This window comes from Pedobacter nyackensis, from assembly GCF_032678475.1.
GTDB classification, from domain to species: Bacteria; Bacteroidota; Bacteroidia; order Sphingobacteriales; family Sphingobacteriaceae; genus Pedobacter; species Pedobacter nyackensis_A.
The window spans coordinates 1,213,122-1,237,255 of record NZ_JAVTSF010000001.1 but is presented as its reverse complement, the minus strand read 5'-3'; the positions used below and the strand labels follow the sequence as shown (position 1 = coordinate 1,237,255).

At 38.3% G+C, this 24,134-nt stretch carries 17 protein-coding genes; 13 read left to right on the top strand and 4 right to left on the bottom strand.

All coding sequences use genetic code 11. From position 1 onward, the window contains the following. Window positions 1–4: 4 nt before the first annotated feature. On the bottom strand, window positions 5–2,164 hold the full coding sequence (locus tag R2Q84_RS04970; protein WP_316815423.1) for a TonB-dependent siderophore receptor: 2,160 nt from the start codon (window positions 2,162–2,164) through the stop codon (window positions 5–7). A 193-nt stretch (window positions 2,165–2,357) separates the two neighbouring features. On the opposite strand from R2Q84_RS04970, the gene R2Q84_RS04965 reads away from it, so the two are divergent. From R2Q84_RS04965 to R2Q84_RS04930, 8 genes are all read left to right on the top strand, one after another. Beyond that, window positions 2,358–3,431, top strand: coding sequence for a FecR family protein (locus tag R2Q84_RS04965; RefSeq protein ID WP_316815422.1), 1,074 nt, complete (start codon window positions 2,358–2,360; stop codon window positions 3,429–3,431). A 74-nt stretch (window positions 3,432–3,505) separates the two neighbouring features. Next, the gene (locus R2Q84_RS04960; RefSeq protein WP_316815421.1) at window positions 3,506–6,970 is read left to right on the top strand and encodes a SusC/RagA family TonB-linked outer membrane protein; all 3,465 of its coding nucleotides are present in this window, start codon (window positions 3,506–3,508) and stop codon (window positions 6,968–6,970) included. Between the two features lie 14 nt (window positions 6,971–6,984). Continuing rightward, window positions 6,985–8,418, top strand: a complete 1,434-nt coding sequence (locus R2Q84_RS04955; RefSeq protein ID WP_316815420.1) for a RagB/SusD family nutrient uptake outer membrane protein — start codon at window positions 6,985–6,987, stop codon at window positions 8,416–8,418. Between the two features lie 23 nt (window positions 8,419–8,441). After that, on the top strand, window positions 8,442–9,161 hold the full coding sequence (locus R2Q84_RS04950) for a DUF4843 domain-containing protein (RefSeq protein ID WP_316815419.1): 720 nt from the start codon (window positions 8,442–8,444) through the stop codon (window positions 9,159–9,161). Between the two features lie 29 nt (window positions 9,162–9,190). Beyond that, entirely contained in the window at window positions 9,191–10,747 is a 1,557-nt protein-coding gene (locus R2Q84_RS04945) for a hypothetical protein (protein ID WP_316815418.1), read from the top strand. Window positions 10,748–10,768: 21 nt separating this feature from the next. Continuing rightward, window positions 10,769–12,775 carry a DUF255 domain-containing protein gene (locus R2Q84_RS04940; protein ID WP_316815417.1) on the top strand — a complete coding sequence of 669 codons (2,007 nt, stop codon included), beginning with the start codon at window positions 10,769–10,771 and terminating at the stop codon, window positions 12,773–12,775. 95 nt (window positions 12,776–12,870) lie between these two features. Continuing rightward, window positions 12,871–13,416, top strand: coding sequence for an RNA polymerase sigma-70 factor (locus tag R2Q84_RS04935; protein WP_316815416.1), 546 nt, complete (start codon window positions 12,871–12,873; stop codon window positions 13,414–13,416). Between the two features lie 145 nt (window positions 13,417–13,561). After that, on the top strand, window positions 13,562–15,799 hold the full coding sequence (locus R2Q84_RS04930; protein ID WP_316815415.1) for an alpha-L-fucosidase: 2,238 nt from the start codon (window positions 13,562–13,564) through the stop codon (window positions 15,797–15,799). Window positions 15,800–15,895: 96 nt separating this feature from the next. Here R2Q84_RS04930 and R2Q84_RS04925 read toward each other — a convergent pair whose 3' ends face one another. Next, entirely contained in the window at window positions 15,896–16,369 is a 474-nt protein-coding gene (locus R2Q84_RS04925; RefSeq protein WP_316815414.1) for an isoprenylcysteine carboxylmethyltransferase family protein, read from the bottom strand. Window positions 16,370–16,603: 234 nt separating this feature from the next. Here R2Q84_RS04925 and R2Q84_RS04920 point away from each other — a divergent pair, with 234 nt between their 5' ends. Next, window positions 16,604–17,722 (top strand): serine hydrolase domain-containing protein, encoded by a 1,119-nt coding sequence (locus tag R2Q84_RS04920; protein ID WP_316815413.1) that lies wholly within the window; start codon window positions 16,604–16,606, stop codon window positions 17,720–17,722. Window positions 17,723–17,818: 96 nt separating this feature from the next. Further along, on the top strand, window positions 17,819–18,682 hold the full coding sequence (locus tag R2Q84_RS04915; RefSeq protein ID WP_316815412.1) for a DUF808 domain-containing protein: 864 nt from the start codon (window positions 17,819–17,821) through the stop codon (window positions 18,680–18,682). Between the two features lie 107 nt (window positions 18,683–18,789). On the opposite strand, the gene R2Q84_RS04910 is transcribed toward R2Q84_RS04915, so the two are convergent. Continuing rightward, on the bottom strand, window positions 18,790–18,960 hold the full coding sequence (locus tag R2Q84_RS04910; protein ID WP_316815411.1) for a hypothetical protein: 171 nt from the start codon (window positions 18,958–18,960) through the stop codon (window positions 18,790–18,792). A gap of 193 nt (window positions 18,961–19,153) precedes the next feature. On the opposite strand from R2Q84_RS04910, the gene R2Q84_RS04905 reads away from it, so the two are divergent. Then, complete coding sequence (locus R2Q84_RS04905) at window positions 19,154–19,597, top strand: DinB family protein (RefSeq protein ID WP_316815410.1); 444 nt, start codon at window positions 19,154–19,156, stop codon at window positions 19,595–19,597. A gap of 90 nt (window positions 19,598–19,687) precedes the next feature. Here R2Q84_RS04905 and R2Q84_RS04900 read toward each other — a convergent pair whose 3' ends face one another. After that, window positions 19,688–20,449 carry a hypothetical protein gene (locus R2Q84_RS04900; protein WP_316815409.1) on the bottom strand — a complete coding sequence of 254 codons (762 nt, stop codon included), beginning with the start codon at window positions 20,447–20,449 and terminating at the stop codon, window positions 19,688–19,690. A gap of 497 nt (window positions 20,450–20,946) precedes the next feature. On the opposite strand from R2Q84_RS04900, the gene R2Q84_RS04895 reads away from it, so the two are divergent. Together R2Q84_RS04895 and R2Q84_RS04890 are read left to right on the top strand one after the other, a co-directional pair. Then, a complete protein-coding gene (locus tag R2Q84_RS04895) occupies window positions 20,947–21,780 on the top strand; it encodes a glycoside hydrolase family 16 protein (RefSeq protein ID WP_316815408.1) in 834 nt (277 codons plus the stop codon). Between the two features lie 31 nt (window positions 21,781–21,811). Beyond that, a complete protein-coding gene (locus tag R2Q84_RS04890; protein WP_316815407.1) occupies window positions 21,812–24,127 on the top strand; it encodes a glycosyl hydrolase family 95 catalytic domain-containing protein in 2,316 nt (771 codons plus the stop codon). The last annotated feature ends 7 nt before the right edge of the window (window positions 24,128–24,134 follow it).

Sequence of the window (24,134 nt, the reverse complement as noted above, 5' to 3'; positions counted from 1 at the left end):
TTATTTAAAGATTAATACGAAATGAGAGTCTGGCATTCATAGGAGCCTGTTGTACCCAATAGTACATGTCTCCACTTTGATTTCTCCATGCCGTAGAGTAAATTTTTGCATTCAGGATATTGTTGACAAGGAAATTGATGTTGTATTTTTCGTTACTCCAGCCTATTCCGCTATCCAGTCTGAATATATCTTTCAGGTTGTCGGGAGTAGTGGTCGTCATACGCTCGGTTCTTCCAAGTAATAGTTGATACCCAAGAGAAACAGTAAAGCCTTCAATTTTTTCTATTGGAAGTAAGTAGTTTATCCAGGTGTTTTGAATGTGTTTTACCCGGTTAGGTGTGGCCATACCAACGTTTGCAGGATTGAGCTCATCTTTGGTGATTTTTGAATCGGTATAAGCATAATTGACTACTACATTTGTACCTTTTGCGATCCGGCCTTTCAAGTCGAATTCAATACCTTTTGACTGGCTTTCGCCCGTTTGATATTGCAAATTTGAGGTTGGATCTGATGTGAGCAATCTATTCCGATAAAGGTTGTACAGTGATAAAGTGGTATTCCAGTTACCGTTTGCCCAGTCTCTCTTTACACCAATTTCATAGCTGGTTCCTTTTAGTGGTTTAAGTGACTGCCCGTCTACGGAGATACCGCTTTGAGGAAGGTAGGTCTGGTCGTATAAAAAATATAAAGTTGAGCTTTTATCGAGGGCATAATTTATACCAAGCCGAGGTGTTAGTGCCCAATCTCTGGATTGGCTCTGCTGGCCATAGTCATTTGTATTTCCGTCTGATGAAGTTAAACGTAAGCCGACCGAGACTCTTAATTTTTCGTCGATTAAAGATAACTCATCCATAGCATATACGGAGGTGTAATTAAGTGTTCTGTGGATTTTATTCAGATCAGAAGATATGCTGTTCTCTGAGTCAAAATCCCCACCAATGCCATTGTTAAGAATTACCTCTGAGTATTGTGGATTGGAAATGCTTAGTGGATAAATAGTAGTAGCAGTTGCCCAGGTATCCCAGCTTCTGGATGATTTCCTGTTTAAATCCATCCCTGCAATAAAATTGTGGTTTATATTTCCTGTTTTGAAGGTCCCGTTCAAATAGGCTTGCGTAGAAAAAACAGTATATTTATTGGAATCGTAAACAAGATTTCGATTCAATATATCCTGATCATTGTGGTTAGCTCCGTTCACCCAGAATAGGCTACCATCGTAGCCACTATTTACATACGATACCTTAGATGTAAGTTGCCAGCTCTTTTTAAATTTGGTTTGGAAGGTAAGAAATGCATTATGATCTTTTCCGATGAAAGGCCTGATACCAGGGTCTGTCATTGTAAAATCTCGCGGAAGTGTGCCATAGCCATATGGAGAGGCTTGTGCTTCACTTAACATCAGGTAATTGAGGTGTTGGTAAATGTATTCTCCGGTTAAAGAAGTTTTATCATTGAATTTGTATTTTAAGGAAGGGGCAAAGAGAATTTTATTGTTGCGGTCATACTTTAAAAATCCTTTAGTATTCATGCCCATTATATTAATGCGATACTGAAGTTTATTGTGCTGATCTATCTTACCTTCCAAATCAAGTGCAGCACGGAACATGTTAAAACTACCTAATAGGATGTCTGCAGTTCTCCTGGTTTGGCCAGTAGGCTTTTTGGTCACAATGTTATAGGATCCGGAAGGATCGCTCATTGCATGCATAAAATTACTAGGGCCTTTAAGAAACTCTACACTTTCAATAATAGAGATATCGTCTGCCAATGGACCCTTGCCAAGTGGACGCATATCTACACCGTTTCGCTGAGCACTAATGTATCCTCCGCGGGAATAAATGTCGGGAGATATTCCATTATGTAGTTCTTCGCGTAGCGTTCCACTAACATTGCGGGTTACACTTTCGTTAAGATTGTAAATGACCTGATCTCTGAGTATCTCTGAACTTAGAATCTGAATGTTCTGAGGCATATTTAATAAAGGGGTCGGTAAGCGTAACATATCAGACAATTGAGAAGACTTATATCTCTTGAAGTATTTTGAGGAGATCGAGACTTCCTCCAAGCTTAAATTTTTTAAACTGTCCGGTTCTTTTTGCTGTGCATTAGCTGAAAAAGAAATGCTTGAAACTACCGCAAGAATGATAAATCTTCTTTTCTTCATATTGTTATGAGTTGCTTTTTTATTTATTACAAAGAAAAAAGAAAGAGATTAGGAGGAGATAAGAACGATGTTAAGAGGAAATGAGAGCTTGAAATAACCAAAGTTTTTGTTTTTTCTCTTTTAGCGTAGGGTATGCCCAGGGGCTTTGCGTATTACTACCAATAAACGGATTTGAAACTAAAAGAAGCTACCCTTGAAAAATAAACTTCTAAAAGAATTAATTACAAAATCCCTTCATGGAACACTAAATGAAGAGGAATCTAATATTTTGTATGCCTGGATTCAGGAAAGTAAAGCCAATGAAACGCTATATGTGAAACTTAGGGATATAGATACCCTCCAAAATGTTCAACAACATTATAAGTCCGAAAGCAACACAAAACAGAAAATCTATAAGATGTTTCGATTGGGCAGTGTGGCTGCTGCTATTGTTGTACTTACAACCATTACGCTGAATTACTGGAAGTCGGGGCAGTCGCCTACACTCCCAAGACCAGAAGATAAGATTATGCTCATTTCTGGTAACAAGAGTTATCAACTTTCTGAAAAGCTGGAGAAAAACAACAAAGTTCCCCATGCTTCAATAAGTCAGCTTTTTAATATTCATGAGGTAGAAAATGAAGCTAAACAAAAGGATTATACTTTAGTTGTGCCAAAAGGAAAGACGTACGATATAGATCTTACGGACGGAACAACGGTAACCCTAAACGCGGATAGTAAACTCATATTTCCTGCTATTTTCGGCAGTGACAATCGAACAGTAACTATATCAGGCGAAGCCTTCTTTAAGGTTGCCAAAGACAGAAAAAGACCATTTATCGTAAAAACTAACCGAGGGGAAGTTATGGTACTGGGCACTCATTTTAACATTAATTCCTATGAAGATACTGGAGCAGATGCCATCTCATTACTTGAAGGAAAGATTCAGGTAACAAAAGAAGATGAGGTGATGACCCTTATTCCTGGTCAGGCGGTTCTACTTCGAAAAAACGAACCCATAAAAGTATCAACATTTGATCCGGAAGAAGTATTGGCCTGGAAAGAAGGGCTGTTTCTTTTTGACGATAGAAGTTTAGCAGAAGTGCTGTCTGAACTCGAAAAGTGGTATCCGGTAGAGTTTAAATACAGTAATAATACGCTGAAATCAATGCCAATCTATATTAAAATTAAAAAAGATAGAAAATTAGAGGATATACTTATGGCCCTGGAACAGACAAATCGTATCAAATTCAAGAAAAACGGGAATACCGTCACTGTAAGCCCGTGACGGAAACTGTAGCATTAACTTTTAACAATCCAATTATGAATCAATAACCTAATTATGAAACACTAAGCTTAATTATGAACCACTTAACCAGCTTATGCAAACAACTTTTGTTAAAGGGGGCCAAAGCAATACTGACCATGTCGCTCCTCTTTGCAATAGTCTTCACCTCACAAGCTGCAGCACAGCAGCAAGAGGAACGTATTACCATCAATGTTAAGAGTATTTCCATCAAAGAATTTATCACCCGGATCGGAAGACTTAGCAAATTAGAGTTGGTATTTACGAGTTCTGACTTAGATGAAAACCAAAAGATTACCTACCAGGCCAAAAATAAACTACTTAGCCAGGTTTTGGAAGAAGTCCTAAAACCTATTGGTCTTGGCTTTAAAATTGAAAAGGGTATTATTTCTATTTTTCGCCAGCAGAAAATGTCTGGCAGCGATGCACCCACAAGCTCTTTACCAGGTAAAAGACTAAGCGGACAAGTGATTGATGCAGTGACGAGGCAACCCTTGGTCGGTGCAACAATCTCAACACCTTCTAATTCTGCCAAGGTAATTACCCAGGCGGACGGTAGTTTCAGCATTCCTGTCGAGGCTACTGAGAGTATACTATCAGTATCGTATGTTGGCTATACGCCGACAAAAGTAGGTATTCAGAATAAATCCACTGTCGCCATCCATTTAAATCCAGTAACAACAGCATTAGATGAAACTGTTGTTACTGGTATGTTTACGCGTAAACAAAGTACCTATACCGGAGCTGTCAATACCCTTAAAGCAGAAGAAATAATACGGACGGGTAGTCTTAACATTATAGAGGCAATTGGCCGTCTGGACCCATCTTTTCAATTATTGGTAAATGATCAATTGGGATCTAACCCTAATGCTATACCCGATATACAGATGCGAGGTGCTTCATCCTTTTCGGACATGAAAGCACGTTATACTTCCAGTCCTAATCAACCTTTATTCATCATCGATGGTTTTGAGCAATCTATTTCAAGGGTATTTGATATGGACATTAACCGTATTCAGAGTATTACATTATTAAAGGATGCTACAGCAAAAGCAATTTACGGTTCAAAAGGAGCAAATGGAGTGATCGTAATTGAGACAAAAAAGCCATTGCCGGGAAAGTTACGCATTTCCTATAAAGTAGATCTAAATGTACAGGCTCCTGTATTAAGCGACTATAGACTAACCGATGCCAGTCAGAAGCTGGAGGTGGAACGTTTGGCAGGTATGTTTTCCTCACCTTATCCTGAACAGCAACTGGCGCTCGACCAAAAATATCAGGCCATACATAGTGATGTCCTTAAAGGGGTGAATACAGATTGGTTAGCTCAACCTACACGTGTGGGGATAGGAAACAAACATTCGTTGTCATTAGATGGGGGAGATGAGAGTGTATTGTATAGCATTAATGTTGGATACAATAACAATGCAGGCGTAATGAAGGGATCAAGCAGAAATAGCCTTGAAGGCGGCTTTGGTTTTCAATATCGCTATAAGAACCTCATTTTCAGAGAACAGCTTTCCATTATATCTAACAAAGGCAAGGAGTCTCCTTACGGTTCATTTGAAGACTACGCAAAAATGAACCCATATTGGAAAATGAGGGACGAAAGAGGACATTTAATTCCTATACTTGGTATGTATGACAGGTATCACTCTACAGATCTTGACGGAGACGGGGTTTTAGATCAGCAATTTTCTATCTATAACCCTATGCTTAATGCGAGCACCAGGTACTTAAACCAATCACAGTACCTTGATCTGACCAATAACTTTTATGTAGAGTGGACATTACCAAAAGGTTTCAGGCTTACGGGGCGTATTGGTATTACGAAGTTGAAAACGGATGGAGATCTGTTTTACCCATCCAATTATGCAACGCTAGATCCCAATTCCCCATATAATTTCCGGGCTGTACGACCCGATGCGGCTAATGACGCCTATTACAAACGTGGACAATATACCAAATCGCATGAGAACCGGTTCAATCTGGCTTCAGATGTAGGCTTGAGTTATTCTAAAATTATAGGGAAACACGTGATCTTCTTTAACAACCAATATACGGTTTCAGAAAACCAAAGCAAGCTGGAGAGCTTCAAAGGCCAGGGCTTTGCCGACAATGCTACCTCGATAGCACAAGCCAGGCAATATATGGAAAACGATAAGCCCTTTGGTAAAGATACAAAAGCTCGTGAATTGGGTATCGTTGCATCAACTAACTACTCATACGATTCCAGGTACCTTTTAGATGCCAACTACAGGGCCAATGCATCTTCTCTATTTGGTGCCAATAATCGTTGGGGACACTTTTGGTCTATCGGTGCAGGGTGGAATGTAAGCCAGGAGAATTTCTTAAAAGAAAGTTCCGTTGTTGATAATCTAAAAATCAGAGGGTCTTACGGATATACAGGTTCTCAAAATTTCGAATCTTACCTTGCCATGGCGACCTATGCTTATTTCAATGATCGTATATATGATGATGTGATAGGCGCCAATTTATTGGCTTTGAGTAATCCTGATTTGAAATGGCAACAAACACTGGACAAAAACATAGGTGTGGACCTTTCTATATTTAAGCGTTTCAACTTATCATTCGATTTTTATACCAAAACCACATCAGATTTGCTGACACCAATTAAAGTAGTGCCATCAACCGGATTCGATAGCTATACTGAGAACCTGGGGAAATCAGAAAATAAAGGTATTGAAGTAAGGGCAAATGTACTCTTGATATCCAATGCGAAACAGGATATCCAGTTATCGGTATTTGGAAATTTGGCACATAACAAAAACAAATTGTTAAAAATAGGGGACGCGCTATCGGCCATCAATGATGCTACCGATAAGGCACAGTCTGATGTTGATCCCAATCCGGAAAACGGTTGGAAAAGGCAACCTCGCGTAGAATACGCTGAAGGAGAATCGCTAAGTGCAATCTGGGGGGTACGTTCACTGGGGATTGACCCTTTCAACGGGATGGAAGTGTTTTTGAAAAAAGACGGGACCAGGACCTATATATGGGATACGGCAGATAAAGTTGTACTTGGTGATGAGCTGGCAACTGTTCAAGGTAGTCTAGGTTTTAATCTGGATTATAAAGGACTGTCTGTTTCTACTAATTTATCTTACAGACTAGGAGGTCAAAGCTATAACCAAACCCTGGTAAATCAGGTAGAAAATGCGGACTTGCAATATAATGTAGATCAGCGTGTATTTACTGAAAGATGGAATCCGGAAACACCTGGTGTACCGGCAAAATATAAGAGACTATCCAGAGGTGTCAGTCCAACTATGCCCTCGTCCAGATTTGTTCAAGACAACAATGAGTTGAAATTATCTTCATTAAATATTGGATATGATTTTCGCCATGTAAACTTTATAAAGAATGCCAGGTTAGTGGAAAGGCTTAGGGTATCTTTTGCAGTGAACGATTTGCTAAGGTTTTCTACTGTAAGAGCTGAACGAGGTATCTCTTATCCTTATGCGAGATCATTTATAGGCTCTATCCAGGCAACATTTTAAAATAGAACTGAATTATGAAATACAAAGAAATTATACGACAAGTTATTGTAAGCATATTCATACTTACTATTTTATCTCAATTCTATGCCTGCAAGAAATGGCTGAATGTACTTCCTGAAAATGAGACAGAAGCTACAGCGCTTTTCTCAACAGAAAGGGGATTTCAAGAGGCTTTAAGTGGAGTGTATACTTTAATGAGCGAGCCTGAACTATATGGCCGGGAACTTACTTTTGGCTTTGCTGATGTGATTGCACAACAATATGGATCGCTACACGAAACGAGCCCTTATTTCTATACGCAGTACTTCGAGTTTAAGTCTAACCAAAGCTTGCAGCTAAGTAATTCACTATGGAAGAAGCAATTCAATGCCATTGCGAATGTAAACAACATCCTTGCGTTTATTGATAAGAATGAGTCTGTATTTACATCAGAAACCACTTATGCATTGATTAAAGGAGAGGCATTAGCTATCCGCGCCTTTTTACATCTGGATCTGTTGCGTTTGTATGCTCCTCATAAAATAGCAAATAACACAACTGAAAAATGGTTGCCCTATGTTGATGAATTCAGCAAGAATACGTCCCAGTCGCTATCCTACGATGCTTTTATGGACAAGTTATTGATTGACTTAAGTAATGCAGAAAAATTATTGAAGGTAGACCCAATACTCACGGGTAAAACTCTGACAGATTTATATTTTAAAAACAGACAATATCATCTCAATTATTTTGCGGTAAAAGGACTTATGGCGCGCGCTTATCTTTATCGCGGCAATTTAAAACAGGAAGCTTTTAATTGTGCAAAGGAAGTAATTGATGCACAGCAGAACAAAGGGTTATTTCCATTTGTCCAGGTAGTAGATGCTACAAATGTTGAACGCAACAAGCGTGATAGAACTTTCTCGACAGAGCATGTATTTACTTTGAATATCCGCTCGCTTCAAACTTTTATTACTGGTTATGTAAGCCAGGTACAAAGTGGATTGGCATTAATCCCGCGTGAGCCACTAAACGATCTATTTGAGGGATATCCTGACTATCGCAAAGAGTTCTTCGAATCGGATGGTACGGTACAATCAGTCCCTTCTAAACTCTGGCAGGTAGATCCATTGAAAAAGTATACCTACAAAATGCCGATGATCCGCATTACGGAAATGTACTATATAGCTGCTGAGACGACAGATAACCCTACACAAGCCCTGAGTTATTTGAACACAGTAAGGCAGGCACGTAATATCCCGGTAGGATTGGTGGACCCGGATCCGGAAATGCTGAAAACCGAAATTTTAAAGGAGTATAAAAAGGAGTTTTTTGGAGAAGGACAGTTGTTTTATTATTACAAAAGACATAATGCTACAGATGCTGGTAGCTGGACTCAGCCATTCAAATATGTGTTGCCGATGCCGGAAGATGAAATCAATTTTGGGGATAGACCACGTCCCAACTAAGCATAAACCTTAAAGAAAAAATTATGAAGAAGATAATAATATTCTGCTTTCTAATCTTGATGATCGGCATAGTATCTTCCTGCAAAGAAGACGAAATCGAATTGTTTAACGGAAAGTCGGCACTATTTGTTGGTGTGAAAATGGATGAAAGAAGTACTCCTGAAAATGATATGGATTCGGTTCGAAGTGTAGCATTTGGATTTTCAGATCTACAGGAAACTACTATCAATTTTATGGTCCGTTTGCAGGGAATACCGGCCAAAGAAGATCGAAAAGTAAAAATCAAGATTTTGGGCGATGCAACAAAAGGGACGGATTATGAACTCAATGAGAACGTGGTACTGCCAGCCGGAGCACATTATGTACTTATTCCTTGTCGGATCATTCGTAACCCAACATTTATGGATACACAAAAAAGAATTATGCTAAGCCTGGTGGCTGATGACCTGTTTGAGGTGCCCGACACAAGCAAAGCCCGTATTAATGTGTCGGATGGCATCCCCACGGAGTGGGTAAATAATTCTTTTGCCGCATATGTTTTAGGTACTTGCAGTAAAATTAAGTATCAGTTCTTTTACGATATGATGGGGTATTATGATTTGGCAGAGGTTCCATACGGAGACTTAAATAATATAGGGAAATATCTCAACAAGAAAGTTGACGACTACAATCTCAATCCTGATAAATATGAGCATAAATATGGAGATGTACCACTAAGTTTCAGATTTGATCCATGGGACTAGATTCGAGCGCTAAATTAAACCTTAAAAGCATGAAGAAAATACGATTACAGGTAACCAATCTAGTTGTAATAATGACAGTGCTACTGGGCTGCGTTAAAGACAAAGGCAACTACGAGTTACACGAGATACCGGGAGTTAATGATAAGGGCTATACCATACAAGTTAATGGTAATCCTATACCTGCCCAGGATGTAGCTAATCTGACAATCAATACAAATGATCGACTGCAGATTAGTTTTAATGAAGAAATAGAAGCAGGGATTGATCCGGCATATCAATGGATGATGTATGAGATAGATCCTGTGCTCAAACCTGGAGCAATGCCTGATCCTGCGGCTCAAATCGCCGTAACGAAAAATCTGGATCAAAGCTTTTCAAAAGGGCCAGGGAAATACAAACTCTATAGAAAGCTGACGAACAGAAATAATGGAGATGCTTACTTCTCAGAATTTATACTGACAGTAGAGTCCATCAATGGATTACTGGTATATCAGGAAGATGCAAACAGTAGAGGTGATTATAGTTCAGTGCGTACGACCGAAATGAACCTTGGTTTACCTGATAGTAAAATGGGCGTAAGGCATCAGGTGTATACTACACTCAATCCAACTCATCCTATACAGCATCCAACTCAATTATGGCTAAGGGAAGTAGGTGACCTTTCATTTGACAATCAAATATTTGCTATTTCCGCCGGTGGAATAACTCAAGTCAATTATAGAACCCATGTATGGCAACATAACAACAGTGGGGCCATCTTTGCTTTCCCTCTTGATGGTAGTTTTGTACCACAGGGACACATGAATGGCAGTAATAAAACAGAGTATCTGGTACAGAATGAACGTGTGTTTGGTATAGACTATCTGGCTGGTGGGGCACTTCCCAAGTTTGTAGAAATAAGTGAACCAGGTATGGCATATTCACCCTATATGATGACTATCCCAACCGATATGCAGACTTTTAGGATGTTTAGCAACATAGTATTTAATAAAACATTCCAAAGATTTGAATACGACAATTTCGGATTCCTAAGTCCCTTTTTTTACGCCCCGGGAGATCTGGGCCAATCGGATATAGATATATCTGCGACCCAAATGGATTTAATCTATATGGATAAAGGAAAAGACTATTATATCGATGCGGTTATGGAGCAAAATCCTGGAAGTATAAACTATGTTCGTTTTGATATTACAGATCCGATGGCTGCAACCTGTACCCATAATATTGATCTGTCAACACTTTCAAATCAGCTTACTAAACAAAGTCTTTGGGCAATTTCAGAACGTGGTCCAATAGCCTTTTCAGCAATAGGTAACAAGGTTTATACGTTGAATTATGAGCAGGAAACACTGCAGTTATCTACAGCTGATATACCAGCAACTGCAACGATCTCAGTTATCAAAATTCTGAAGGATAAGCTAAATCCAGCCTATGACAATGCGATTTTGTATATCGCCTATAACCTGGGAAATCAGGGGACACTACTACAATATGAATTCAATCCACTAAGTGGACAATTAAAAACTAACACAAAAAAAACATTCAATGGTTTCGGAAAGATCCTGGACCTGAAATTAAAAAAGTAACATATTATTAAATTAAAAAAGATGAAAAAAATAATTCTATTCCTTCTGATTTTATTTCCCATTTGTACAATTGCGCAGGTGAAATTTGAAGAGACTAATATTAAAAAGGCACTGGAAAGGGCAAAAAAGGAAAACAAAGGGTTAATCGTTGATGTGATATCCGGAAGGGTAGATAAGGCGAATATCGATAAAGTGCTTTCAGATAAAGCCGCTACCGAGCGTATGCTTAAAAACTTTATTCCAGTTCGTATCGATTTGATGAAACCAGAAAATGAAGATTTTACTGAGTATATCGCTAATCTATCTTATCCGGTTACGGTATTCCTAAATCAAAAAGGGAATATGCTCGCAGCATGTCATTGGGATGCGATACCTATGGGGTTCGAAAACTTCAGCAAAACATTAGAGGCGGCTATTAAAGCGGATCTTGAAAAAAAAGCTAACACTAAGAAGATTGAGTTTTTGGATATAGATTATAAGAAAGCACTGGAAATGTCCAAAACAACTGGTAAACCGGTTTTTGTAGATTGTCATTTTGTAGGCTGTGGCCCATGTAAAAAAATGGTTGTTGATGTATTTAACCTGGACAGGGTGGCCGACTTTTATAACCAGAACTTTATTTGTATTCAAATTGATCGTGATAAAGATCCTCACGGTGTATGTGAAAAGTTCAAAGTATTTGGATTTCCAGGCTTTTTGTACATCAATGCTGCGGGTGAATTAATTACAAAAGATGATGGTTTTAAAGCTCCGGATGATTTCATGGCATTGGGACGTAAGGCATTGACTGCTTACAAAGATGGTACTACAACTGGCGTTCAAAGTACTTCAGGCGGTAGCTCAAGTCCACAGGTTACAGGGACGGCAACAACAGCTGCAGCATCGGTTCCTATGATTGGCAGTGTTGCTGCAGGTAGTAGTTCGGCAACTAGCTCTGCGGTTACAATGACCACTAATAGTTCAAATCCTAACAATGTACAGTTTCAAAAATTAAGCCTCGAAGATGCGTTGGCAAAGGCAAAAAATGAGAATAAGGCTATTTATGTAGATATGAGTGCCAGCTGGTGCCAGCCTTGCAAAATGATGCAGGAGAAAGTATTCCCAGATCCACAAGTAGTAGAATACCTAAACAAGAATTTCATCAGCATATATTTTCAATGCGATTTAGACAGTGCGCTGTCTAATGTTTACCGGGACAAATACATTTCTACTGCATTTCCTACCCATTTATTGATAGATAAAAACGGTGAACTCATCCATAAATTTGTAGGCTATATGAGTGTACCTTCATTTTTAACAGAATTGAATAAGGGAGTACTTGCAAATACCGGCCTAAATTCCTTCCACAAAAGATACAAGGACGGAGAAAGATCGGCTGCTTTTATGAATGAATACATTACCCTGCTTGCCAATGCCAACGAGGGACAAAGAGCATCTGGTTTGGCTTCAGAATATTTGAAAACACTATCAGTAAATGATCTGGCTAATAGAAAGACATTTTACCTGATTAGTGAGTTTGTTCGGGATTTGGATTCCGATTTGGCGCAAAAAATATTGACAAACAAACAAATCTTTGAAAAAAATGTAGGTAAAGCAGATGTCGATACCTATGAAAGAATGTTATGGTTAATCAAAGCGACCTCATTTGTAACTGAAAAAGATGGGGAAAAAGTATTAGATAAAACAGGATATGATGCTTTTGTCAAACGAATAGAGGCTAGCGGAATTGATAAAGATGATTATGTAAAAATGACTTCTTCGATGGAAAATTATCATCTTACAGGTGATTGGAATAGTTACGTTAATGAAGCTGTTGCTTATATGAAAAAGAAAAAGGGTAAGGCAAGTCTCATGTGGACCTGGAACTGGGGATCGCGCCTGGAAAACGGTTGCGATGACAAAGACCTGAGAACAAAATATGTTCAGGAACTAGAACCAAACTATGAATTGGTTAAAGCATCCGATCGTGATCAAGCTATTGTTTGGGCAGAATCTATGAAAATTTTGATTAATGATTTAAAAAAATAAGTATTCAGCATCATCTCTGGCAAGCGGTTATTGAGTTAACTGCTTGCTTTGCATTTTCGGATTATTTGGCGTATATATAGGTTGTTTGATATAAAATGGAAAGTAGCAATACAGATAGTAAGAAAAAGGAATTACTGCTTTTTAATCAGCTGTTTGAAAAATATCGAACAGCCCTCATCGGCTTTGCGATGAGCTACCTTAAAGATAAAGATGACGCTGAAGATATTGTACAAGATGTATTTTCAAAGATATGGGACCGCATAGACAACATTGAAGAAAACAAAGACGGGAAGAGCCTGCTCTTTACTGCTACAAAAAATGCATGTATCAGCCATTTACGTCACAAGGCCAGTAGCAACAGATATCAAGTCTCTGTACTGGCTAAAATAGAATTGATTGCCCTGGAAAACTCTACCATCGAAAGAATAGAATTTAATGAGTTGCAGGGGCAAATTAACGCAATCATACAGACGCTTCCTGAAGATTATCAGGAAATATTTTATATGAACAGGGAAGAGGGACTTCGCTATATTGATATTGCCAAGCATAAAAATATCTCTGTAAAAACCGTAGAAAAGAAAATCAGTCTTACCCTAAAAAAACTGAGGAATAGCATTTCGAACTACATCTGGTTCCTTTAAGCAAGCGTTTTCAGCCTGCTCTTCAGTAACGATTAAAGTATCAATTAGATCTCTGGATGCTGTAGCTAATAATAGTTTAAATTTTCATACCTAATTATGTTGATTTTCTGATATAAATACGATATTAGATTAACACAAATGAATTATGAAAAAAATATTTATTGCAGCGCCCTTAATGGCGATGTTTTGTTTGAACGCCCGTGCGCAAAGTGGAGAATCAATAAAACCGAAAAACACAATTGAAATTTCTGCAGGCGACACTAAGGCTACAATCATAGCCAAGGCGGCACATGTAGTACCAACAGCCAACCAGCTTTCTGCCCTTAAAAATGAATTTATTGCTTTTATTCATTTTGGCCCTAATACTTTTACACGAATGGAGTGGGGTAATGGTAAAGAAGATCCGAAGATTTTTGATCTAAAGCAGCTGGATACCGAACAATGGTGCCAGGCAATGAAAGCCGCCGGTATGAAAATGGTGATACTTACCGTAAAACACCATGATGGATTTGTACTTTGGCAAAGTCGTTACACTACTCATGGAATTATGTCGACCGGTTTCCAAAAAGGCCAGGGCGATATTCTAAAGGACCTATCAGCATCTTGTAAAAAGCATGGTCTGAAACTAGGTATCTATTTATCTCCTGCTGATCTGTTTCAGATTGAAAGTCCTACAGGTTTGTATGGTAATTTAAGTAAGGTGACTAAACGTACTATTCCACGTCAGGTTTCTGGAAGGCCCTTTGCTAATAAAACCAAATTTGAATTTGAGGTTGATGATTATAATGAATACTTCCTTAACCAGTTGTTTGAAGTTTTAACGGAATATGGTCAGGTAGATGAAGTTTGGTTTGATGGTGCGCACCCAAAAACAAAAGGCGGACAAACCTACAACTATGCGGCCTGGAAAAAGCTGATCCATACTTTGGCACCAAAGGCAGTTATTTTTGGTAAAGAGGATATCCGCTGGTGTGGTAATGAAGCGGGTGCAACAAGGGATACTGAATGGAATGTGATTCCTTATACTGAAAATCCGAATACGGCCAGCAACTTTCCAGATATGACCAACGAATCTTTGGGAAGCAGGGAGGACTTGTACAAAGGAAAATATTTGCACTATCAGCAGGCCGAAACCAATACATCCATACGTGAAGGATGGTTTTACCGCGATGATGAAAAACAAAAAGTACGCAGTACGGATGATGTTTTTGATATTTATGAAAGAGCTGTTGGTGGTAATTCAACCTTCTTGCTTAATATTCCGCCAAACCGTGACGGAAAATTCTCGCCGGAGGATGTAAAAGTTTTAAATGAAGTAGGTAAACGCATCAACGAAACTTATGGCAAAAACTTATTTGCCAATGCAAAAGGGCCAAAACAAGTATTGGATAACAGTATGGGTACTTATTTGTTGTTGACTAAGCCAGAAAAAAGTATAGAAATTGTTACCGGTAAACCTGTTACGATAAACAGAATTGTTTTGCAGGAAGCCATAGCTTCTCATAGTGAAAGGGTGGAAGAGCATGTAATAGAAGCCTGGTTGGGAAATAAGTGGCAAAAAATTGCTTCAGCAACAAATGTTGGTTATAAACGTATATTACGTTTTCCTGAGGTTACTTCTTCAAAATTTAGATTAAAAGTACTTTCATCGAGGGAAAATCCTGCTATAGCTACAATTGAAGCTCATTATTACCGTCCAAAACCACCTCAGTTACAAATGAACAGAGATGTTAATGGTTTATTAACCATTTCTCCAAAAACACATGAATTTGGATGGAAACCGCATGGACAGGATGCCACGGGAAATCTGAGCAATGGCACTGTGATTTACTATACTACAGATGGTACTGAACCTACTGCCGCGTCAAAAAAATACACCGGTCCGGTTTCAATAAGCAAAGGTGAAATCAAAGCCATTGCTATCGCCAATAAAGACAAAGGAAGTATTGCTGCAGAGACATTTGGTTTGGTGAAAAAAGACTGGAAATTATTAACAGTTAGTAGTGAGGTAAATGCAAATAAAGGAGCAAAAGCCTTTGATGCAGACAAACGTAGCTATTGGCTTTCTGAAGTTGCTGATGAAAATCGTCAGATCGCTATTGACTTAGGTAATACTTATCATTTAACCGCCTTTGTTTATACGCCGCCTAAAAACTTTTTAGATGGCATGATGGAAAAAGGTATTGTTCAGGTTAGTAATGATGGTAAAAACTGGCAGACTGTAGATAATTTTGAGTTTGGCAATCTGATTAATGATCCAACTCCCAGAACTAAGTATTTCAAACAACCAATTTCAGCGAGGTATATACAGGTACAGGCAACAGGCATTACCGGCAATAAAAAATCACTGGCTATTGCTGAGTTAGATTTTTTGGAGAAATAAATAACGCACGGAAATAAAAATAAAAAGGCCATTTTTTGATAAGAAAAATGGCCTTTTTATTGAATGTTGTACTTCTTTTATTTTAGAAGAGTGTCACTAAATCCAGCGCTTAACCCGCTGCTTGTAATTATCGTATTGTTCGCCAAAGTCTTTTTTTAACCGTGGTTCTTCCCTAAAAATGACGAATAGATTGAATGCTATAAAAACAAAAACTGAGTAGAGTAGAAGATGGAGTGAATTGCAGAAAATCGTTTCCCCAATCAGGATTAGCATCACGCCTATATACATCGGATTTCTGGAATATTTGTAAAGGCCGTTGATTACCAATTGTTTTGTGGGGACGGCGGGAGAAAGGGTTCCTCTTCCGTCTTTAAAAAATCGGAATACACAATGAAGTACAATGATCAATCCTATTAAAAGTATTAAAAAAGCAATATGTTGAAAGGTTTGAAAGGGGGCATTGAGCAGACTTACAATTTTATGTCTAACCAGAAAATAAGGGACTACTCCGGCTACAATGCCCGGTTGTAAAATCACAAACAATATATTTTGAAAGGCCAGCGATTTCATAATACATTAAGTTCGTGTTTTTTGAATTTAAATCAAATGCGAAACTTCCTATAATTGAATGTATTCATAAACCTCTAACATAAATTTATTCAGACAGTGTAACTGATTAGGGTTGATGTCATAATCATACAAATCAGAAAATATCTTCATGTAAAAGAACTGTAACATAATGTCATAATGGTATGTCTTAAAACCGGTTATGAAATAGTTGATTTAAAATTAAGAGACCTGATTATGAATAAGAATATTTTTTATAACAGTTTGCTGGTTCTGTTTTGCCTGGTGAATTTTAAAGGCTACTCGCAATTACAAACGCTGAGTGGAAATGGAATAAGTATTACAGATTTAGATGCCTTCATTACAAAACAAAAAGACTCCTTAGGTTTACCTGGATTATCTTTTGCTTTGATCAACAATGGAAAGGTTGTTTATCATCGTTCCCTGGGTATTTCAAATATGGAGACAAAAAAGAAGGTTGATGCAAAATCCATTTTTGAAGCTGCATCATTGTCAAAAACTGTGTTCGCATATTTTGTATTGAGATTAGTAGACAAAAAGGTTTTGGATTTGGATACTCCATTGTATCGTTACCTGCCTTATCAGGATATTGAAAAAGATGAACGCTATAAATTGATAACGGCTCGTATGGTGTTATCACATACGACAGGCTTTCCAAACTGGCGTTATTCAGATAAACGTGATGAAAGCAGGTACAAGTATGGTGAATTGTATCTTAAATTTACACCGGGTACAGAATTTGCTTACTCCGGTGAGGGCTATGTCTACCTGACTAAAGTCATTGCTCAGTTGAGTAATTTAACTGTTCAAACGCTGGACCCTTTATTCCAGAAGGAAGTTGCTGAGCCTCTTCATATGAAAAGGGCATGGTTTAGTTCCGCAAAATACATAACAAAACATAAGGTAAAAGGACATGCCAATGGTAAGGTGGTGTCTAAAGCATGGCCGATAGCTTTTCCAGAGCAAGATTCAACATGGTTTGACGCCGCCGGCGGACTGCATACTGAAGCTATTGCTTTTTCTGATTTTCTTATAGGATTGATGAATGGAGAGGGACTATCAAAATCTTTGAATGACGAAATGTTCAAAGAACAAGTGCAGCTAGATAAAAGTAGTCCGCACTACATATACAATGGAGATACTGGCTGGGGGTTAGGAATTGCTATTAAACCAACAGATTTCGGAATTATATATGAGCATGGAGGGAATAATGGAGACTTTCAATCGGGATTTAAGATTAATAAAAGCAATCGAAATGGATATGTATTGTTTACAAATTGTGACCAGGGGAGGACTTTTAACCAGAACATTGGGGCTCTGTTACTAAAAAAATAATAGATTATCATTTCTATTTGTTTAAATATATACAACTGTTTTTGGTGATAATTTGAAATCGTATTTATATTTTGCAACCCTAATTATTTAATAAATATGGCTTCAGGTATTTTTGCGATTTTGGATGATATAGCTGCTTTGATGGATGATGTATCCATTGCGGCCAAAATAGCGACTAAGAAAACTGCCGGTATTTTGGGCGATGATCTAGCTGTTAACGCTGAAAAAGCTACTGGCTTTTTGTCCTCACGCGAAATCCCTGTACTTTGGGCAATTACGAAGGGCTCTTTAATTAACAAAATTATTATTGTTCCTATCGCCTTACTGCTTAGTGCATTTTTTCCGATCGCTATTAAAGTCATCTTAGTTTTAGGAGGAGGGTACCTGGCTTATGAGGGTGTTGAAAAAATAGTCGAATACTTTTTTCATCGTCCAAAGGAAGGACACGAGGTGGTCGAAGAAATTAAGCAGGATGGTAATGAAGCAGAAAAAGCAAAAATCAAATCTGCTATAACAACAGACTTCATTCTATCTGTAGAAATTGTAATTATTGCCTTAGGGACTGTTTTAGAAAAGAGTTTAACATTACAGATCCTAACGGTTTCGGTTGTTGCGCTGTTGGCTACAATTGGTGTATATGGAATTGTAGCGTTGATTGTAAGAATGGATGATATGGGCTACAAACTAATTAAACGCGCAAATGAAAAAGGCGTGGTTGCAAGTTTTGGACTTTTGCTGGTTAAATCACTGCCTATCATCATTAGAATTCTTAGTGTAGTCGGAACAATCGCGTTGATCTTGGTCTCTGGTGGAATTTTTGTTCATAACATTGATTTTTTACACCATCTATTTCCACAAATAACACCGATAGTTAAGGAATTTGTAGTTGGATCGGTTGCCGGATTAATTATTGTTGCAATTGTAATGGCTGGTAAAAAGGTGGTTTCATTATTTAAGTAATGATTATCTTGTACACAAGAAAACAGTTTGAATTACTATGTTGATTCAATTCTGCAAATACAACAAAAATGATCTTGAAACTTGCGGTAAGCTTGTTGTTGTTTATACTATCGCTTGTTTAGCGTATCAATCTTAGGTGCTTCAACTTTAATTGATTCTTTAAATTTTACTTCTTTTCCGCCAACGTCGTTGATTACAACATACATTCCAAACCAAAAGGAAATTAAGCTTGTTACAATTATTATAATAGCGACTATTAATATTTGTTTTTTTGTCATGATTATAAGTGTTTAAACTTCTATTTTTAGATTGCCGGTTTATTCCGGCTACTACTAAGAGGTAGCAAATCGGAAAAAGGGCTATTGATGTTGTTTATTTTTTTTCATGTCTCCCTTGATTGTATTTAGACCAATGGTGTGTTGCTGATAAAACTGTATTTTTAGGGTATGTTTATTTAAAATAGAAATTGCGATGTTAAATCAATTCTGCAAATACAACAATTGGGCAAATTCACTTTTGCTGGATGTTTTAAAGGCAAACGCTGACTCAATCCCTGAATCCTGTATCTCACTGTTCAGTCACATTGTGAATGCGCAAACGATATGGCTTTGCCGAATTAAGGGGATTGCATCGAATGTCGCTGTATGGCAATTAAATGATCTTGAAACTTGTGGTAGGTTGATGGAAGAAAGTGCAAATGGTCTATCAGATCTGGAATACCTTGAAATGATAGATACTCCTGTCATAAAGTATACAACTTCAAATGGCGACTACTACGAAACATCTGTTTCTGATATTTTGTTACATGTTTTTAATCATGGTACTTACCATCGCGCACAGATAGCCAAAGAAATGAAAATGCATAACATTAAACCTGTTAATACAGATTATATTCAGTTTGTAAGACAACAATAGTAAATGGCTGTTGAAATCTGTATTGCAGTTGAAAGCCGTCCAAAAAGAAGACGGCTTTTCTGAGTATTACAAGTTTAATAATGGATAATATTATCTATTATAAGCATCTACAGCTCTTTCCAGGTGTCGGGATCCCGATGTTTGTATCACATAGCCGCCTGCCGTAAATCCTAAACCAAGACCAAACATAATTAAACTTGGGGTGTAGTCCGAAAATGAAGTATTCATACCGGAAGTTCTATCGCCGAAATGACCGGGAAAAGAAGAATCAACCTTTTTATCTGCAGCCAGGAAAGAGACGATTCCTGCTATAACAGAAACTGCGGCGGCGGTATACATGATTTTGCTGGTATTCATACTTTTCTTGTAGCCCTTTAGCAAGTCCATGCTTTCTGCATGATCACTCATGTCGTTTTTCAGGTTATTGTAATTCACCTTTTTCAGATTGCCGTAGCCTTTGTTGTAGTACATTCTAAGGTCGACACGAGATTGCCTTCTGTCCATGTATCTGGGACCTCTGTTGTCAAAAAAAGGATCGTAGGTCATTTCCTGAAAGACATTGATCCGTCCGTCTATAATTCGTTCTGAAAAAGAGCTGAGACCGCCAAGATGGAGTTTTCTGGTATTGGCAAAGAAGCCTTCTTCATTGTTAAAGAATTTGACCTGTTCGGTCGGGACCCGGCGGGAATCAGCGCGAAGCTGCCAGTAGCCTGCAAAATCGGGTCGCAGCATTATCTTTTTTGCATAGATAACGGAATCGGAATATAGATACAGAAAGTTTTTGGATTCGTGCATCTGGGCACGGGCGCTCAGGCCATAGCAAGCCAGTGCAGCAATGATTAATTTTTTCATACGGGTTATATTTGTGTGTAATAAATACTACACAAAACATAGCCCAGAAATTGGTTTGTAATTAATAAAATACATTGTTATTTTTAGGGTTAAGTCAGATTTGTTGGGGGTATTACCCACAAATTTTGAAACATTATCAGGTTAATGCTTCTTTTTAAAGTGCTTTTTAGCATTTTTCCTTTAGATTGCAGGATAAGAACGATGTTAAAGAGGAAACGTTGAAAATTATTAATAATAATCCATGTAAATAATCATTTAATCCATTCCTGCGAAAGTCTTATAAGAGTAATTTTAGTTTTGCCAGTTTTAACGTCTGTAGAAGGTTAATTATCTACCTTCTATCAGTGGCTCGGTGGGCGAGATTTTTGCAGATGATTCGTTTGTTGGCTTACTTCATGAAGTGGCTTTTATAAGGTTAGTTACGGATTTAAGGATAAGTATCTTTTGGAGGTGAATGCTCATTTACATAGAGAATAGATTTAAAATAAAATTAATGTATGAATAGATTGTTAGGATATATAGGTTTTGTGTGTATTGTTTTTTCATCATGTAAAATGATGCATTCCTTAAGAAATGATCAGTCCAAATACATCTACATTCAAAAAGAAGGAAGAGAAAATAAAAAGTGGAAACTTATATGGGAGGATGATTTTTCAGGGAGTGTTCTGGATAATAGTAAATGGAGCAAAATTCCTTCGGGAAAGAGTGATTGGAATAAGCACATGAGCAGTGATTCGGCCTGCTATCGTCAATCTGATGGAAAGTTATATTTAAGGGGAATTAAGAATCCGGATACATTGAAGGATCCCAGACCTTATCTGACAGGAGGGATTTATTCAAAAGGCAAATTCGCCTATCAGTATGGGAGAATTGAAGTGCGTGCTAAACTGGAGAGTGCACAGGGTGCATGGCCTGCTATCTGGATGCTGGCAGAGCAGGATAAGTACGGAAAGTACCCACGAAATGGAGAAATAGATATTATGGAGCATCTTAATTTCGATTCAATTATTTATCAAACCACACATTCTTATTATACACTTGATCTAAAGCAAAAGACTAACCCTGTACATTCCGGTACAGCTAAATTGGATATAAATGAGTTTAACGTATTTGGCCTGGAATGGTACCCCGATAAACTTGTATTTACATTGAATGGGAAAGAGACATTCCGCTATCCTCGCAAACTTGATGTAGATCCTAGTCAATGGCCCTACGATCAACCCTTTTATGTGATGATCGATCAGCAGCTTGGGGGTAGCTGGGTAGGGAAAGTAGATCCAGATCAATTACCTGTACAAATGATTGTTGACTGGGTAAAGGTATTTCAGTAACCAACGAAACATACAAATCAAACCAAATAAAATGAAACCAATTAAAACTATTTTGCTACTGTTAAACCTATGTTGTGTTTTAACAGTTGGGGCACAAGTATCAGGCTTACCTGAGGCCCGTTATAATTTATTGCTAAAAGCTCCCATAACCTCCTGGGATGAAGGTATTCCATTGGGAAATGGTTTAACAGGTGGTTTATTATGGGGGGAGAATAACACGATCAGACTGTCGCTTGACAGAGGTGATTTATGGGATGAGCGTACTTTTGGTGAAAAGGAGTGGTGGAAAAAGTATACTTATCAGAAGGGAGTAGAAATGGTGAGCCAAAAGAAATTTACGACAGTAAATGGCTGGTGGGATACCCCATATAATGGTGTGAGTCCTACTAAATTGCCAGGGGGACGTGTTGAAATCAAATTGCCGGTGGGGCAAATTGTAAAAGATTTTGAATTGAAACTGGCAACTGCTGAAGGTTTCGTTCGTTTTAGCTCGGGTGCGGTGATAAAAGGACTGTATAGCGCGAGTGAGCCAGTGGCATTGTTTTCTATTAAAGGTGCGGTTCCTGACGCTGTCGATCTTTTAAGTACATCGGACGTATATCGTAGAAATACAAGTGAAAAGGGTGGTCCAAGCAGTGGCGGTTCTGTAAGTAAACTGGGGTATCCTGAAGCCGTAAAAGGAAAAAAAGGTAATGCACAATGGTATATACAGGAAGCGGCAGAGGGATTAAAATATTGTGTTTATGTCGAAAAAAAGATAGTTGGTAAAGAAACGTTACTGGCAGTTAGCATTACCTCTACAACTGATGCACCAGATTTTCTTGCCCTTGCAGAGAAACGTTCCAAAGCTGCTTTAACAAAAGGATATGATGCTGTACTTAAACCGCATAAACAATGGTGGAATGCATTTTGGCAGAAATCTAGTGTAAATGTACCGGATACAGCAATTCAAAAGCAATATAACCTGGTTCAATATTTTTATGGAGCAGCCTCACGCTTAAACGCCCCGCCTATGCCATTACAGGGAGTTTGGACAGCAGATAATGGTTCATTACCTCCATGGAAAGGTGACTATCATAATGACCTGAATACGCAGATGACTTATATGGCTTACCAGGGATCTGGTCGTTTTGATGAAGGTTCGTCTTATCTGAATTTTCTTTGGGACCGTCGCGACTCTTTTCGTGCTTTTGCCAGGGATTTTTATGGTACGGGAGGCTTGGCCTGTCCAGGCGTAATGTCATATAGTGGACAACCACTGGGTGGTTGGGGGCAATATAGTATGTCGCCATCCATGAGTGCCTGGAGTGCACATTTATTCTATCTTCATTGGCGCTATTCTGCTGATGATAAATTCCTGAAAGAAAAAGCTTACCCATGGAGTTCGGAAGTCGGAGAATGTATGTTGGGCTTATTGAAAAAAGATGATAAAGGGATTTTGAAATTACCACTGTCTTCATCTCCGGAAATTTTTGATAACAGTCCTAAATCCTGGCTGGAACCGAATAGCAATTACGACCTGATGAGTTTGAAAATGTTGTTCTTGGCTTTAAAGGAAATGGCTGAAGCTAGCGGTAAACGGAATGAAGTAAATAAATGGGCTGAGGCTGCTGCCGCATTAGGTGATTATCATACCAATGCCAACGGTGTGTTGCTACTGGATGAAAATAATGAATTGGAGCAAAGCCATCGTCATTTGTCTAACATCATTGGGTTGTATCCTTTTAATTTAATCACTGCTGAAAACGGTGAAAAAGCTACAAAAGTCATTGATGCGAGTCTGCGCAGCTGGGAAAAATTGGGAACAAGTCAGTGGTGTGGTTACAGTTTCTCCTGGATGAGTTGCTTAAAAGCAAGAGTAGGGGACGCTGAAGGGGCTATTAAGGATCTTGATATTTTCGTGAAGGCTTTTATATTGCGTAATGGTTTTCATGTGAACGGTGATCAGACAAAAAGTGGTTTTTCCAGCTTCACTTATCGTCCGTTTACTTTGGAGGGTAACTTCCTGGCATCGCAAGCTGTTCATGAAATGTTGCTTCAAAGCTGGAGCTCAACTCCCGGTAAGATCAATACAGAGGTTATCCGTATTTTTCCGGCAGTACCAAAAAAATGGGCCGATGCTTCTTTTACAGATTTAAGAGCTGAAGGAGGATACAAGGTTTCTGCAAGCCGTAAAAACAATTTGACCACCGGATTTAGCATAACAGCTGCTCAGGGCGGCCTGGTTAAGATTAAAGACAATTTCAACGGGAGAGTACCGAAATGGAATGTTAAAAACGTAAATAAAGCAGGTGATATCTATGAGATTAAGCTAGCGAAAGGGCAAAAGCTGACTGCAATTTTTTAGGTCTTTA